The organism is Alkalihalobacillus pseudalcaliphilus (assembly GCF_028610675.1).
Lineage (GTDB): Bacteria > Bacillota > Bacilli > Bacillales > Bacillaceae_D > Alkalihalobacillus > Alkalihalobacillus pseudalcaliphilus.
This window is the reverse complement of the sequence record NZ_JAQQWS010000002.1, coordinates 393,952-409,136: the sequence shown is the minus strand read 5'-3', so window position 1 is coordinate 409,136 and position 15,185 is coordinate 393,952. Positions and strand designations below refer to the sequence as shown.

General features: G+C 37.4%; 14 protein-coding genes and 1 tRNA gene. 14 read left to right on the top strand and 1 reads right to left on the bottom strand.

The features are described from left to right. Window positions 1–82 precede the first annotated feature (82 nt). From PQ479_RS08580 to PQ479_RS08565, 4 genes are all read left to right on the top strand, one after another. Window positions 83–155: transfer RNA gene (locus tag PQ479_RS08580), tRNA-Thr, on the top strand. A gap of 348 nt (window positions 156–503) precedes the next feature. After that, the gene (locus tag PQ479_RS08575) at window positions 504–962 is read left to right on the top strand and encodes a hypothetical protein (RefSeq protein ID WP_047986645.1); all 459 of its coding nucleotides are present in this window, start codon (window positions 504–506) and stop codon (window positions 960–962) included. Between the two features lie 18 nt (window positions 963–980). After that, window positions 981–1,691 (top strand): DUF6060 domain-containing protein, encoded by a 711-nt coding sequence (locus PQ479_RS08570; protein ID WP_047986646.1) that lies wholly within the window; start codon window positions 981–983, stop codon window positions 1,689–1,691. A 537-nt stretch (window positions 1,692–2,228) separates the two neighbouring features. Next, complete coding sequence (locus PQ479_RS08565) at window positions 2,229–3,722, top strand: M23 family metallopeptidase (protein WP_053070243.1); 1,494 nt, start codon at window positions 2,229–2,231, stop codon at window positions 3,720–3,722. Between the two features lie 38 nt (window positions 3,723–3,760). Here the strand turns inward: PQ479_RS08565 and PQ479_RS08560 are convergent, their stop codons facing one another. Next, window positions 3,761–4,336 carry a hypothetical protein gene (locus PQ479_RS08560; protein WP_273716930.1) on the bottom strand — a complete coding sequence of 192 codons (576 nt, stop codon included), beginning with the start codon at window positions 4,334–4,336 and terminating at the stop codon, window positions 3,761–3,763. 148 nt (window positions 4,337–4,484) lie between these two features. Between PQ479_RS08560 and yycF the strand changes: the two genes are divergently transcribed. The 10 genes from yycF to PQ479_RS08510 all read left to right on the top strand — a co-directional run bounded on the left by yycF (window position 4,485) and on the right by PQ479_RS08510 (window position 15,094). Then, window positions 4,485–5,195 (top strand): response regulator YycF, encoded by a 711-nt coding sequence (gene yycF / locus PQ479_RS08555; RefSeq protein ID WP_047986647.1) that lies wholly within the window; start codon window positions 4,485–4,487, stop codon window positions 5,193–5,195. Beyond that, on the top strand, window positions 5,196–7,010 hold the full coding sequence (gene walK / locus PQ479_RS08550) for a cell wall metabolism sensor histidine kinase WalK (RefSeq protein WP_047986648.1): 1,815 nt from the start codon (window positions 5,196–5,198) through the stop codon (window positions 7,008–7,010). It begins immediately after the preceding gene. After that, window positions 7,007–8,377 (top strand): YycH family regulatory protein, encoded by a 1,371-nt coding sequence (locus PQ479_RS08545; protein ID WP_047986649.1) that lies wholly within the window; start codon window positions 7,007–7,009, stop codon window positions 8,375–8,377. Before walK ends, PQ479_RS08545 begins: the two co-directional genes overlap by 4 nt. Further along, window positions 8,364–9,164 (top strand): two-component system regulatory protein YycI, encoded by an 801-nt coding sequence (locus PQ479_RS08540; protein WP_047986650.1) that lies wholly within the window; start codon window positions 8,364–8,366, stop codon window positions 9,162–9,164. The genes PQ479_RS08545 and PQ479_RS08540 overlap by 14 nt, the downstream gene beginning before the upstream one ends. A gap of 31 nt (window positions 9,165–9,195) precedes the next feature. Further along, window positions 9,196–9,990, top strand: coding sequence for an MBL fold metallo-hydrolase (locus PQ479_RS08535; protein WP_047986651.1), 795 nt, complete (start codon window positions 9,196–9,198; stop codon window positions 9,988–9,990). A gap of 217 nt (window positions 9,991–10,207) precedes the next feature. Then, complete coding sequence (locus PQ479_RS08530; RefSeq protein ID WP_047986652.1) at window positions 10,208–11,419, top strand: S1C family serine protease; 1,212 nt, start codon at window positions 10,208–10,210, stop codon at window positions 11,417–11,419. A gap of 539 nt (window positions 11,420–11,958) precedes the next feature. Further along, the gene (locus tag PQ479_RS08525) at window positions 11,959–12,123 is read left to right on the top strand and encodes a CxxH/CxxC protein (protein WP_069187696.1); all 165 of its coding nucleotides are present in this window, start codon (window positions 11,959–11,961) and stop codon (window positions 12,121–12,123) included. A 65-nt stretch (window positions 12,124–12,188) separates the two neighbouring features. Continuing rightward, the gene (gene rlmH / locus PQ479_RS08520) at window positions 12,189–12,668 is read left to right on the top strand and encodes a 23S rRNA (pseudouridine(1915)-N(3))-methyltransferase RlmH (protein ID WP_047986653.1); all 480 of its coding nucleotides are present in this window, start codon (window positions 12,189–12,191) and stop codon (window positions 12,666–12,668) included. A gap of 42 nt (window positions 12,669–12,710) precedes the next feature. Next, window positions 12,711–13,850 carry a hypothetical protein gene (locus tag PQ479_RS08515; RefSeq protein WP_273716929.1) on the top strand — a complete coding sequence of 380 codons (1,140 nt, stop codon included), beginning with the start codon at window positions 12,711–12,713 and terminating at the stop codon, window positions 13,848–13,850. Window positions 13,851–13,981: 131 nt separating this feature from the next. Beyond that, the gene (locus PQ479_RS08510) at window positions 13,982–15,094 is read left to right on the top strand and encodes an SIR2 family protein (protein WP_047986655.1); all 1,113 of its coding nucleotides are present in this window, start codon (window positions 13,982–13,984) and stop codon (window positions 15,092–15,094) included. Window positions 15,095–15,185: the final 91 nt, after the last annotated feature.

The following is a 15,185-nucleotide window of genomic DNA, read 5'->3' as shown; positions in this document are numbered from 1 at the left end:
TTGGTAGCTCAGTCGGTAGAGCAATGGACTGAAAATCCATGTGTCGGCGGTTCGATTCCGTCCCAAGCCACCATTTTTTTATGCCGGTCTAGCTCAATTGGTAGAGCAACTGACTTGTAATCAGTAGGTTGGGGGTTCAAGTCCTCTGGCCGGCACTTTATATAGATTTTCCCTTTTTGTTCAGTATGCAAAGGCATACTTTTTTATTTGAATAAAAGAGATAGAAAATTTTTGAATGGTTATTAGTTTTTTATAAAAGAGCTATTCCAAAAAAGCGGTATATACGCTTTGTGGAATAGCTCTTTTTTTGCATGGCCTGCCAATCGGCAAGTTTTCAAATGTATAGGGAACTTATTGACTATAGATTCTATTGCGATTTACTTTCGGAATATATTAGTCTGCTAATATGTAGAAAATTTTTATTTTAATTCCATATGACTAATGCTAAGATTTTTTTAGGTACAAATAAGAGCTTTCAAATGAATAGAGTAGGAGAGATGTTAATGTTAAAAAAATTATTGTTTGTTATTTTTTCACTCTTTTTAATGGCTTGTACGCAAGAAGAAACTTTTAAAAGTTATGATCATGCAATTCAATCTGTTATGGAGGAACACAACATAGAACCAAATCAATTGATTCTTAACATTGAAGAGCTAGATAAGATTATAATCTTTTATTATACTGGATTTGATGTCATTTACAGCTTTGAAGTAATTAACAGAAATAATGATTTTTATGTTGAAAACCATCAAGGTGGTTACAGGATTCCATCTTCAGAAGTTGGGTTTAATTATATTAGTTATGAAAATGAAAACTTAGCACTTCTTATTGGAAAAAAATTTGATGAATCTATATCTCTCACACTTGATAAAAGTGACAATACTGACATAATATTACTAGATAATAACTTTTTTTATGTTGATATCACTGAGGATAGAGATACAAAAGTTAATTTAAAGTAGAAAAGGGGAATTAACTTGATGAAAAAAGTATCTATTGTATTTGTATTTGTTACAGTACTATTTCTGTTGTCCACAAATGTATTAGCAGATAACGAAAGATATGTATTAACTTTTGATAAAGAGTATATCTATGATAAAGAAACTGGCGAGTATTTAGCACACCCATACGAATTGACAGAAAACGGATTAAAATCAATCTCATTAGAAGAGTATTTATTAGAGCTAAATGAATCAGCACAGCTTGAAAAGTTGTTTAATGAAGTTGCTGAATATGACGATAACTTAATTACGCCTTTCTCTGTTATAAACACATATAGGCAAACCGGTACAGGTGAAAAAATTGGAGCAGCAGTACAGGTATCTAACCCTATGTCGTGTCCTACTGATGCAAGATCTTGTCGAGTTTCCGCAACACAAAGTGTTTCTCATAAAGAAAAGTTTTCCGTTAGTGTTAGCACTAGTATAAAAAATATTATTCGAACAAGAGCTACTTTTACATGGAATAAAAGTTTAGAGAATAATGTCGGGGCTCAATATGGAGTTGATTTAAATCCTGGTCAAAGAGCTTATATGACTTTTCGTCCTAGATATAATTTCACCCAGGGATATGTCGAAAGTTATTATGGTAATACGAAAATTAATGAATATTTCATTGTAGCAGATTCACCTCAATTATTAAGTAATGGTATTGCAAAAGGGACTTTCTCCGCTGTTTTTACTAAAAGATAGTTAAATCAACATGCATCATAATAATTGACTCTCTGATCATATTTCTTGAAGCTCCTTATTTATCCTACAAGTAGCCTTCACCCTAATAAGGGAGGCTACTTTCTTGCCTCCTTAATCTCTGATACCAGGTCCAATTAAACTTTTTTGGTTATTTGTTATAAACACCCTAAAACGTCCAAAACTAGCCGTTGAACTTTGAAGTATTTTATTTGCTCCGCATTAGGTTTGCGCTCGCATTGCTGCGTATGTCGATTTACTCTTACTTTCATGCTTGCTGGTAATGATGTGCATAGTGATTCATCAATAGAAAGTTTAGCATACCATGTGTTCAAACTCCATGAATATAGTTACATAGAGATTACAAATTATTATCATTTAGTCATTTAGCCCCATCTTATTTAGAATTATGCTAAAATGAAGAAGGTCAAAAATAGGTCGTTTTTTAATCGCCTATTTGGCTATGTATTTGAGCAATAGTTTCTAATCATAGATTAATAGGTCCGTTATAAGGGCAATAAAATAAGGGGTATTTTGTATATGTGGGTGAGGAAAAAGCATAATAAGAATCGTCATGAACTAAGGGCAGGTCGCCAAATCAGTAAAAGGTGGATCGCCACTTTCGTTTTTATATTTTTTATATCAGGTTTTTCGAATGTTTTAGCAAGCTCAGGCATTGTTATGGAGCGTGTTTATCATTTATATATAGATGAAGAGTTTATCGGGACAATTAATGAGGAAGACGAGTTGGACGATTTCCTACAAGTATTAATAGAAGAAAAGGAAGAAAAATATGAAGGCTTAACCTTCAATGTGGTCGAAGAGATTGATATCGTTTCAGAGATTGTATTTATCAAAAATGCTGAGTCGGAAATGGCATTTGAGAACTTGGCTGAAGCGGTCACTTTAAAAGCGGTAGCGACAGCTCTTGTCATTAATGAAGAAGAAATTGTCTACTTACCTGCGGAGGAAGCTTTCTCAAAGTTAAAGCAAGCAATTGTCATGGATCAGGTGGAAGAAGAGGCATTTTTACGCTATCAACAAAAAAAAGAAGCCGAAAAGCGTTTAGTTGATAGTGATAGCAGTGAGCGCGAAGTCGTGCAAACAAGTGCTCAGACCAATGCACAATTAGATTTGAATGAAAAACGAATTGAATCTATCAATTTTTTAACAGATATTGAGAAAAAAGAAGTTCTTGTGAATCCGGACAAAGTTGTATCGGTTGAGCGTGCTTTTTCTGAAGTAGAAGCAGGAAAAGAAACAGAGGTCGTATATGATGTGCAAGAAGGAGATTCATTAAGTCAAATTGCCAAAGAGCTTGATGTATCTATGAAAGAATTAGTTGATTTCAACAACTTAGAGTCAGATAGTGTCATTCGACCTGGCGATGAATTAAAAATCCGCGATATGCAGACCTATTTGGATTTAGAGGTAATTGAAGTTAGTAAGAAAGAAGAAGAGATTGATTATGACGTAGAAATCAAAGAAGATACGAGCCTTTATAAAGATGAAAAGAAGGTTGAACGAGCTGGTAAAAAGGGGTTACAGTATGTAGAATATGAGACGACTTATGTGAACGGTGAAAAAGTGGAACAAGAAGTGATTGACCAGGAAGTGATTGAGGAACCCGTTTCAAAAGTCGTTATTCAAGGTACAAAGGAACGCTCTGAGCTAGCTTGGCCAGCTGATGGTGGATATATTTCTAGTCACCAAGGGAACCGTTGGGGTCGTTATCATAAAGGGATAGATATTGCTCGTCCAAGTACGTTTGAAATTTACGCGGCCGAGAGAGGTACAATCACAGCTGTTACAAGTGGTGGCGGATATGGAAATTATATTAGAATTAGGCATGATAATGGCATGGAAACGTTATATGCCCATTTAAAATCAACGAGTGTAAATGTAGGCCAAACAGTTAAGCGGGGAGAGCAAATCGGTGTAATGGGTTCAACCGGTGATTCGACGGGTATTCATTTGCATTTTGAAGTAACACGAAATGGCCAACTTCTAAACCCGATTGACTATTTACCTTAATGAACAAAATTATTTAGATAAACTTGTCGACTGTAGCTTTAATCGCTAGTCGGCAAGTTTTTTGATTCAGCCGGTTTGTGTTCGTGAGTGACAAAAGCGCGTGAAATTGTATATTCGGCACAGTTAATCTTAATTGGTTGAGCGGAGTGGTAGTAATAGAAATACGCGGCAATGAACACCGAAAAAGAGTCCCCAATGCTGTGGAAATAAGAATACGCAGCAATGGAGTCGTAAAAATGTAGCTCAATGCTGCGGAAATAGGAATACGCGGCAATGGAGTCGTAAAAATGTAGCTCAATGCTCCGTAAATAAGAATACGCAGCAATGAAACCGAAAAAATAGTCCTCAATGCCGCACAAATAAAAATACGCAGCAATGAAACCGAAAAAATAGTCCTCAATGCCGCACAAATAAAAATACGCAGCAATGAACACCGAAAAATAGTCCTCAATGCCGCACAAATAAAAATACGCAGCAATGAACACCGAAAAAGAGCACCCAATGCCGCACAAATAAAAATACACAGCAATGAACACCGAAAGTGACCCTCCATTGCTGCACAAATAGAGACACACAGCCGCCGCACCGCCAAAGAGAACCACGCTTTTTGCCAAAGTAAATTTTCTGCTTAGTGAGAAGGTTTTTACTCGACTTATCAAGAAGTGGTACATGTAGAAAAGGCTTCCTACTGAAGAGTTGGTAGGAGTTGTGATAAACTAGAGAGTAGCACGTTATAATTGTGTAGAACAGGAGCGTTGAAACATGGATAAACGAATATTAGTTGTTGATGACGAACGTCCAATTGCAGATATATTAAAGTTTAATTTAGAAAAAGAAGGTTTTGAAGTCACTTGTGCTTATGATGGTGTGGAGGCCTTGTCACAAGTAGAGAAGTTTGACCCGGATTTAATATTATTAGATATTATGTTGCCGCATAAGGATGGTATGGAGGTTTGTCGTGAGGTGCGTAAGAAATCGGATGTGCCGATTATTATGTTAACGGCAAAGGACTCTGAAATTGATAAAGTGCTAGGTCTTGAGCTTGGTGCAGATGATTATGTGACAAAGCCGTTTAGCACACGGGAGCTACTTGCCCGAGTGAAGGCGAATTTACGTCGACATAAAGTGAGTGCTGACGAAACGAATGTACAAAAGGAGCTCACGATCGGTGATTTAACCATTTATCCGGATGCCTATCAAGTGAAAAAGCGTGGAGATACGATCGAGCTTACTCATCGTGAGTTTGAATTGGTTCATTATTTGGCGAAGCATTTAGGACAAGTTATGACCCGTGAACATCTCTTACAAGCGGTTTGGGGTTATGATTATTTTGGAGACGTGCGTACTGTAGACGTAACGGTTAGACGTTTGCGTGAAAAAGTGGAGGATAATCCAAGCTTCCCAACATGGATTATTACACGTAGAGGAGTCGGGTATTATCTAGCATCTCCAGACCCACTGGAGCAAGCATAAATGAAAAGTAAGGTTGGTTTCTTTAAGTCGATCCAGTTTAAGCTCATTATTATTTATGTGCTTTTAATTTTAATTGCGATGCAAGTAATTGGCGTTTATTTTACTAAACAGCTGGAGGATCAACTCAATCAAAATCACTTGCAAATGCTACAAGAACGTGCCGATTTTTTGGCTTATAATTTAGCGCAGATTATCCCAAATAGTGATTCCTCTTCCATTGAAGTAGAAGTGAATTCTCTATTACGTGACCTTTTTGATGTGAGGAATCCAGATGTGTTAGTCGTTGATGCCAATCAGGTTGTTATCGGTACATCTGATATTTCAAAAAGGAATATTATCGGACAGCAGACGAATGATGTGTTTATTAAGCGAGCATTAGTAGGGACGACCGATGAAGGGAACTTTGTCGATGCCCAAGGAAATATATATCGTTCCTTGGTCGTACCGATTATGCAACGTGATAATGTCATTGTGGGTGCTTTGCAAATTCAAGCTCCTATGGATGAGATCTATGATCAAATGGAGCAAATTAATGGCATTCTTTTATCTGGAACGACGATTGCTTTAGGTATTACCATCATCTTAATTGTTCTCGTCTCTCAAACGATTACAAGACCTATTCTTGATATGCGTAAACAAGCGATGCGGATGGGACACGGTGATTTTTCAAGGAAGGTTCGTGTATTTGGATCGGATGAAATTGGGCAACTTGCGACATCATTTAATGATCTGACGTCAAAACTCCAAGATGCGATTACAACCCGAGACCGAGAACAGAAAAAATTAAGCTCCGTACTCGGTAATATGACAGATGGTGTCATTGCTACAGATGAGAATGGCCTTGTTATTTTGATGAATAAACGGGCAGAAGAGCTGCTTGGAAAAGCGACATATGAAGTGATTCGAAAACCAATTACGGAGGTCTTAAAGCTTTCTGAGGTTTATCATGTTAATGATTTATTCGATCATGATGAATCGTTAATTCTTGATTTTAGTGATGATGAGAATGCGTATATGCTACAAGCGAGTTTTTCGGTCATTCAAGAAAATGATGGACCAATTAATGGGGTCATTACCGTTTTACATGATGTGACCGAGCAGGAACAAATTGAGCAGGACCGTCGTGAATTTGTAGCGAATGTATCCCATGAGCTGCGCACGCCATTAACGACGATGAAAAGTTATTTAGAAGCATTAGAAGATGGGGCTATTGAGGATCAGGAGTTAGGACGTCGATTCTTAGGGGTAACCCAAAACGAAACGGAGCGAATGATTCGTCTCGTTAATGATCTACTGCAGCTATCCAAAATTGATAGTCGTGATTATAAGCTCAACTTAACTACCGTTGATTTTGGCTTATACTTACACGAAGTGGTTGATCGCTTTGATATGATTGCCGTGAATAAAAATATCCATTTTACCCGCGAGATCACGCCAAAAAATACGTATGTCAAAATGGACCGCGATAAGCTTACACAGGTTATTGATAATATAATATCTAATGCCATGAAATATTCACCGGAGGGTGGTAATGTCACGATCCGGATGGAGCATTATGGAAAACAAATACGTGTCAGTATTCAGGATCAAGGGATGGGAATACCACGTGAAAGTCAGCAAAAAATCTTTGACCGCTTTTACCGTGTTGATAAGGCAAGGGCAAGAAGTATCGGTGGTACAGGGCTTGGTTTAGCGATTGCCAAAGAGCTTGTTCAAGCACATAGTGGAGAGATTTGGGTAGAGAGTATGTATGGAAAAGGGACAACGATATTCTTTACTTTACCTTTTGAAAAGAAAAAGGGGGGCAATAAGTGAGATTTGAACAATTAAAAAATTGGTTGTTAATTGGACTTGTTGCCCTAAGTCTTCTATTGACGTGGGAGCTATGGACCTTTCAGCCTAATGTGGCAAGACCAGAAGGTGACAACTTAGCTCCGAGGGAAACACTTGAAGGGGGCAGCAGCCTGTCTTCGATTACCGATGTGATTACCGCCGAAAAGCTTGTCGTTGTTCAGGGGGAGGAATCCTATCTTATACCGGTTGATCATAGTGCTTTTTCAGATACGTATCAGCGAATTTTTCGGTCTAATGTTGTCGTCGAAAATGTGATCGGTTACTCTCAACAAAGCTATCCGATTCAAGTAGAACAAGGGCTTGAGTTAATTTTTCCAACCGCGATTCCGAAAAGTATTTTTGCCCGACTTTTTGTTAGTGAGGATGAAGGTTTAGAAATCCCTTTAGATGACATTGATCGAATGTTTATTTACCAAAATCCGAATGGATCGAATAATATGTACATTCAGCTCTATTCCTCTAGATCGAAGGGCATTGCGAATTTACGAACCAATATTGATTATCATATGTTCGAGCAAAATGTCTTTGCGATCATTGATGAATTCATTCCAGCGATCGGCATTAAAAATGTCGAGGAAGAGCAATTCCGTGAACAAATTTACATTGCGAATGTGCCTTATGAAGGCAGACGTTCCTCATATATTGTCAGCTCTTTAGATATTAGCTTTTTCCAACGTCTTTTATTCCCGGTACCTAATTCTATTACCGAAATTAGGCAAGCAAATGGGCAAAGCATCTATACCGATGGAAGCCGAATGCTAACAAGAATGACCGGTAACAATGAGGAGTTTATGGAATTTCGCTATAATGTGATTTCGGAAGAACTGATGTCTCGGAATATTGTTGATTCAAGCTATGATTTTATTAACGGACATAATGGTTGGACAAACCCGTATTATTTAGCCGATTGGGACTCTTTAACGGAGGCTGAGGCGGAAGTAGATTTTCAACTGAGGTTAGGAAATTTGCCGGTTATTATGTTTGATGGCCAAGAAGGATTAATGGATATTAAGGTCAATCGTGTTGGTGGGCAAACTTCGCATTATTCCAGGCCGCTTTTTAAAGTCGAGAGCTCGCCAATTGATTCGAAGCAGATCGAGCTGCCGGCAGGGCCTGAGGTTCTTGAATTTTTACAGCAAAATGAGTTTTTTGACGTAGATAAGATTGAAAAAATGTTAATTGGTTATGAAATGAGAAGCCGTTCACCATCCTATATAACGGCAGAACCGAATTGGTTTATTTTATATGATGGGCGTTGGGAGAAGGTTGATATCAATGATCAAACGGGCTCAGATGTAACGGAGGAAATACGAGATGAATTGGAATAGAACGAAAACGATTTTTATTATCACGTTTCTATTATTAAATGTTTTCCTAACGTTTCAGTTAATCCAGAAAAACGATCATTATCAGATGAGCTCGATTCCAGAAATGACGTTACAAGAACGACTTAATACGAATAATATTACGATTGATACTGAATTGCCTGAAGTTGATAGCGACGATCACCATATTATTGGACGTAATCAGCCATTCACGGATCAACATCTTGATTATTTAGGTGATAATCAAGTGACGCAAGTAAGTGAGGATGGCAAAATTTTAACATCGCTTTTACAGGAACCGTTCCCATTAACGGAAGGACAATTTAGTCAGGATTTAACGAACTTCTTAATCAATCATGTGAATGGTGGAGCTGATTATCGCTTCGGTCATTACGACCAAAGCTACGAGCGCATTTATTTGTATCAAGCCTTTAATGGGCATACCGCTTATTCAGATGAGTACGCACCGTTAATTATTCACCTCAATGAGGAACGTGAGATTGTTAAATATGAACAGCGTTATATTGAATTTGAGGAACATGGAAGTGAAAGTGAAATTCTTTCTAGTTTGAAGGCGATTGAAGTCTTACTTAATCTAAGCTTTATCGGGATTGGTGATACGATTACGTCGATTGAGTACGGCTATCATAATCGTTACACCTTTGAAAATGAAGACTTAATGTATGCACCGATGTGGTTAGTCACATTGAGTAATGATGAATCGTATTTAATTCATGCGATCGAGGGTGACGTTCAGAATTTAACGGTTGAGGAAGAAGAAGAAACGTAATGAGCAAGTTGAACATACTGGAGTGAGGGAAATGACGCTACGATTTAGCGTGCTTGCAAGTGGTAGTACGGGGAATGCTATGTTTGTGGAAACGGAAAAGCAACGCCTTTTAGTGGACGCTGGCTTAAGTGGCAAAAAAATGGACGAGCTTTTTCAAAAAATTAATCGAGATCCTAAGGAACTTGACGGAATTCTAGTGACACATGAGCATAGTGATCATATTAAGGGAGTCGGCATTTTTGCGAGAAAGCATAAGCTCCCGATTTATGCCAATGCAAAAACATGGCAGGCGATGGAAGCATCACTTGGCACAATTATGACCGATCAGAAATTTCATTTTGAAATCGGTGAAGTGAAGGATTTTGAGGATATGCAGGTCGAATCCTTCGGTGTGTCTCACGATGCCGCGGAACCGATGTTTTATGTATTCCATCATGAGGGGAGAAAGCTGACACTCGCGACCGATATGGGGTATGTCAGTGACCGGATTAAAGGCACGATTAAAGGCTCCAACATGTTTGTCTTTGAATCAAATCATGATATTAATATGTTACAAATGGGTAGATACCCATGGAGCACGAAGCGACGAATTTTAAGTGATGTCGGTCACGTCTCCAATGAAGATGCAGCCTTTGCCTTAGCCGATGTGATTACCGATGAAACATCACGTATATACTTGGCCCATTTAAGTCTAGATAATAATATGAAGGATTTAGCTAGACTAACGGTAGAACAAGTATTAAAAGAGCAAGAGCTAGGAATCAATGAAACGTTTGATTTATATGATACCGATCCCATTAAACCAACAGCCTTAACGATCGTATAAATGGTTTGAAAAAAATTCGTAGCGGTAATACTAGAAGAGTGTAATGAACCAACACCAGGCGGCTCATGAAAAAATAATTTTCAAAGATGTTGGCTAGGAAGGCGTACATGATTTTGATTACAAGTGGCCATAAATCAAGACAAAAGAGTCGATTTTTCACTTTAAATATAGTATATAAATAAGTAAAAGATGCTGATCATGTAGGAGGCTGTAATAGATGGGATACTATGATGACCATATACGTGAAGAGCGTTCCACGCGCAGAAATAAAAAAGGTTCCATACTCCCTGCTTTTTTCGGTGGGGTAATTGGTGCCATAGTGATGTTAATAGCAATGCCACTGATGTCTAATTTCGGATGGATTTCATTCGGATTAAATGACGGGGAGCCACCAGAAGAGATCGGTGCATCACCTAGTCAACCGAGCGATTTACAGTCGGTTTCTTATTCGATAGAAACCGATATTACGAATATTGTCGATGAAGTATCCGATGCCGTTGTTGGTGTGGTCAATATTCAGCAAGCTGGCTTTCTCGGGATGCCAGGTGAAGGAACGGGCTCTGGTGTTGTTTATAAAATAGCCGATGACCATGCTTTTATCGTGACGAATCAACATGTTATTAATGGTGCAAGTGCGATTGAGGTCAGTCTTGCTGATGGCTCAAGAATTGAAGCGGAGCTAGTCGGCGAAGACGTTCTAACCGATTTAGCCGTGCTGCGTATCGATAGTGATGAGGTGCAAACGGTCGCCGAGTTTGGCGATTCCAATACATTACGTGTGGGCGAACCAGCGATTGCGATTGGAAATCCATTAGGACTAGAATTTGCGAGCTCGGTTACATCAGGTATCATTAGCGGGACAGAAAGAAGTATTCCGATTGATACAAATGGTGACGGTGAAATCGATTGGCATGCCGAGGTGCTGCAAACCGATGCTGCCATAAACCCAGGAAATAGTGGTGGTGCCTTACTCAATATGGAAGGCCAAGTGATTGGGATTAACTCGATGAAAATCGCCCAAAGCTCTGTCGAGGGAATTGGCTTTGCGATTCCAACAGCGATAGCCTTACCAATTATTGATGATCTTGAGCGTTTTTCAGAAGTAAGACGTCCACAGCTCGGTGTCGGAATCATTTCGTTAAATCAAATCCAAAGCTATCATTGGCAAGAGACATTAAACCTCCCTAATGATGTTCGAGGTGGTGTCGTCGTAACAAGTGTCGCCTCGATGTCTGCAGCAGAACAAGCAAACATGCAGGAGTATGACGTCATTGTCGATATAAATGGAACGGAAATGAACGACTCCCATGATTTAAGGAAATTCCTCTATACAGAAGCAGACATCGGCGATGAGGTTGAAGTCACCTTCTACCGTGATGGCAATCGTGAAACCGTGACAATCACTTTGCAGGAGCAGCAGAGTTATTAAGGTGTCGTGTTTCGTGAAGTGAAAGTGTGAGTGGGAGCGGGGAAAAGAAGACAGGATGAACAGCGAGGGATCTTTCGGGATTTCTCGCTGTTTTTTTGAGGTTGGGGGAAGTTTGGTAGGGGAGGAGGCTGAGGTAGTCGCATCGGAGGCAGAGCTGATATATCGAGGGTGTAGATGGATGTTGTGAGAAGAGTCGCCATTTCGGGGTGGAGAATTAGATGGAAGTGGCCATAAAAGAAAAGAAGCGGCCACATCAGGCTTGAAAATGAAGGCGAAGTGGCTGTAAAAAGTAGAAAGGAGCGACAGCCAAAGCTAATCTGAATATGTCAGTCTTGGATACTAATCGCGTGAGTGTACTCGTTTTACTTTTAAACCATTTTGTTGGAGTTGTTCGGTTATTTTTTGCGTCTACTGTAAAATAACTTAGTGAACTTTTTGTCGATTCAATGCCATGAATACGTCGATTTTCATAAGGTATCCACAAGCAAGTAAAGGGTATGCTATAATGGGAAAGCAGAAAGAAGGGACGGATTAAATACATGGATTTAACAGTATGTCAAGAGCATGTAGAGCTTGCTATGGATATGATTATCGATGAAAAGGAAGTCGCACCCAAGATTGAATTACTCACAGATGAAGCTCAGTTATCCACATCATGCGAGTTTTGTCAAAACAAAGCGAAATATAGTATTTCGGAAGAGTGAAAAACGGAGTTGTTGATATGTGGATAACTTCTGTGGATAACTTTTGAAAAGGAGCTATACACACTGTGAATATAACCATTATCACTGTCGGAAAATTAAAAGAAAAATACTTAAAACAAGGTATTGATGAATATAAAAAGCGTCTGGGTGCTTATGCCCAAATTAATCTTATAGAAGTGCCAGATGAAAAAGCACCAGAAAACCTAAGTCTTGCTGAAGAAGAGCAAGTAAAACAAAAAGAAGGTGAGCGTATCCTTGCCAAAATTCCTCAAGATAGTCACGTCATCGCCCTCGCCATTGAAGGTAAACAGCAAACCTCTGAACAGCTTGCCAAAAACCTCGATCAGCTAGCCACGTACGGTAAAAGCAAAGTCACATTTATTATCGGAGGTTCACTTGGATTATCAAATGATGTCCAAAAAAGAGCAAACGAAAAGTTATCCTTTTCAAAAATGACATTCCCGCATCAGTTGATGAAGTTGATTTTACTAGAGCAGGTGTATCGGGCGTTTCGGATTATTAAGGGGGAACCGTACCATAAGTAAATGAGGTTTTTTTATAAGAATTTTCGAAAGCGGGGTATTTATATGTCAAGTTATGAACTAGTAAAACTTTTGAAAGATAAAAAAATATTGGATAGTCTTCAGTTCTTAACGTCATGTCAATACAAGTTAGCATCAGCTGAAATAAGTTTTAAAGCTTTAGGAAATATATGCTTGGAGCAATTTAATAATTTTGATGAGGAAAGAGATAGAATCTTTAAAAGTGTTGTAGAAAAAGGGTCTGTGACATTGCACGCTCCTTCTGAAGATAATTTGGATTATTTCGGTGAACCTGTAGCAAGAAATGTCGTCATAGATAAACTGACCATTGAAATTTTCAGCACTTTACATAGTTTTTTTGATACATTTGGTCAATGGCTTAATTCGGCGCTATTTGCTAACCAAGCATTACCAATAAAACAAGTAACTTTCAATAAGGTAGTCGATAAGTTAGCCGAATTTCCAGAGTATACTGGAAGTTTTATCACTAGCTTAAATCATGTGACGGGGAGTTCGGAGTATAAATTTATTTCAGATTTAAATAATGTTGTTAAGCATAGGTTTCAAATATACACCCAAGCAAGATTCAATTTATTTAATGGCGAAAAAAATTTGACCACTCCAAAATTCAGAAAGGAAAGTAATATTTACTCGGAAAAAGAATTGTTAGATATAACTAAAGGTTGTTTGGATTATTGTTATGTACTATACCAAGAATCAATTAACTTTATTGAGAGTTATTATAAATCAAATGACAATAATTATGTATCTAATAGAATCTATAATCCTAACACTCATTTGGTGTTTGACAACTATGAAGATGTAAAACAATTGAAAAATATAATAAACTCCATCCATTTTGTTGAACTCGATAAAAGTAATTTAGAAAATGAGTATCAGATATTATTGGTTAGTGATGATAAAGAATCTAAAACTATAGAATTCTTTAATTCAGTATATAGTTTTATTGCAGTAAAAGATATCAACACAAAGGAGTATATAGGGCTTCTTAAACCTGATGACAGTGAAGAGTACCTAATGGATGACGGGAGAAATATAGAATATAGAAGATATGTATTAGAGAGTACAGGTTATGAACAAGAATTACATATGAATATAGTAGATAATAACATTAAAGTGTTTCCACGTTTAAGCAACCTGAATATCATGGTCATTAATCCCTAAAGGTATATGTAAGTTGCAGATTTATGCTTTTAAGAAAAGTTCATTATATCCCATTACCTATCTGGTAATCTCTATAGCCTACTTAATATGATAGAATATTAGGACAAGTTTACTATTTGGGAGGCGCAAAAATGAAAAGAGTTGTACTAACGGGTAATGGACTCTCGGTTGCTTTAAATAAAGAGTTTAGTTTGGAAGGAATCACTAAGCGATTTTTTGACAGGCTTACCGAAGAACATAGAACATTCATTGAACATCACATGCAAAACAAGTATAATCAACGAGATTTTGAAGAAGCAATAGCTAGTATTGAACTTGCTTATGAGATGTTGAAACATTATAGCGACTTTCTAAGTCTCGAAAAAGGAAAACGGTTCATGAGTTCTTATAATTTACAGAGCGGAAATTTTGAGGAGCATATTGATGCTATCCAAAATATAATTTATGAATATACTGCAGCTATACTTGATTTGATTGATGGTAATGTAAAGAAAGAAGCAATCGATGAAAAACTAGATGGGTTTGTACAGTGGTTATTAGAAACCATTGATAATTCATCAGAAATCGACCTGTTCACTTTGAATTTCGATTTATTACTAGAAACAATTTTATTAACTTACTATAGTAAGAGAGACTTCGCTGACTTTCACTTTCGCGGAGGTAAATGGCAGCCTATAGATAATGAATATCGATTTTATTTTGGTCCGGATAGAAGTAGACAGATACATCCAGAAAATTATGCCAAAGGGGTGCGTTTACATCATCTCCATGGTTCATTATCTTCTTTTAAAGACTTGTCAGATGGTAGATTATTTAAGATTACAACAGAGAGCTTAAGAAATAGTGATGTATATAAAAAGATATTTGACCTTAAAGTAATTCCTTCCATAGTCACAGGTGGTGGTAAGAGTTTAAAGGTGCAACAAGAACCGTTCAGTTACTACTACAACGAGTTTAAAAAGAAAATGGTTATTGAAAAAAATTTATGTGATGAACTTTATATTGTCGGTTATAGCTTCAGAGATAATCATATAAATAATGCGATAAAAGAAAGATTAAAAATTTCTAGAAGAAGAGAAAATCCGATTCCATTAAAACTAGTTATTGTTGACTACGCTTTAAGCGAAGAAGATAAGCAAAAATTCATTGATATTGTTAATAAAGAATTGGGTATTCCAAAGAAAGAATCTCTTACTATCAATGACGATGTATTTTATTTTGAAGGTGCTAATAGTATTAAATAATATTTTTAAAAGGGAAATTCAAGTCATTTTCTTGAATTTCCCTTTTTTATTCTGCAGATATAGGATACTAGTATGATAAAATTGTACTAAT